Origin of the sequence: Marinimicrobium sp. UBA4509 (assembly GCF_002388575.1) — a bacterium.
Lineage (GTDB): Bacteria > Pseudomonadota > Gammaproteobacteria > Pseudomonadales > Cellvibrionaceae > Marinimicrobium > Marinimicrobium koreense.
Genome location: NZ_DGMV01000078.1, coordinates 84,806 through 85,503, shown reverse-complemented (window position 1 = coordinate 85,503; position 698 = coordinate 84,806). Strand labels below are relative to the sequence as shown.

The 698-nt window shown below is 54.0% G+C and carries 1 protein-coding gene; it reads left to right on the top strand.

The features are described 5' to 3' along the window. Nucleotides 1-295 precede the first annotated feature (295 nt). A complete protein-coding gene (locus B3520_RS14770) occupies nt 296-637 on the top strand; it encodes a hypothetical protein (protein WP_286805464.1) in 342 nt (113 codons plus the stop codon). Nucleotides 638-698 lie beyond the last annotated feature (61 nt).

The window sequence follows — 698 nt, the reverse complement described above, 5'->3', positions numbered from 1 at the left end:
TCAACCATTAAATCCGTATACCCTGAATTTCAGGGGCTTTTTCGTCCTTCCCTCCCTCTCTAAATGTCGTAATTGTGCCGCAGAGTGCTGAAGCCGCGCAGCGCGGACCTTTTCATTGCAGGTTTGTTGACCGAGTAAGCGAAGAGGCCGGATTTTCTGCCGGAGTTGTCAGCGGTATTGAAGAGCCGGCTAGGTGTTGGTACGATTGACAACATGAGGGCAAAGCAGCTATTGAAAACCCGAGCTCCCCTTGGGGTAGACCGGTTCATGGATGTCGTGATTTGGGAGGCCGAGCATGAGCACCGTGACAGTTGAAGTGGCTACGCGCGAGACCGTGGAGCGACGCATGAAGGCGGCGCTTAAGGGCAAGTCACAAGGTGACTTCATCAGTTTTCCCGACGAAGAGACATTGTGGCGCACACTGACACCCAAGCGCTGGCTGTTAATAAAAGCCATGACCGGTGCCGGGCCTCTTGGTATTCGGGAGTTGGCTCGCAAGCTGGAGCGTGACGTCAAGGCCGTTCACACCGATGTTCAGGCCCTGCTTGGCTGTGGTGTGTTGGATAAGGATGATAGCGGCAAGGTCTATTTCCCCTACGACGCCGTTCACGTGGATTTTGTCGTCAAAGCCGCGTAACGCTTTTGACGGTCAGTAAAGTATCGCTCGCCTCGTTTAATACCTGAGTATCCGTTCCTGG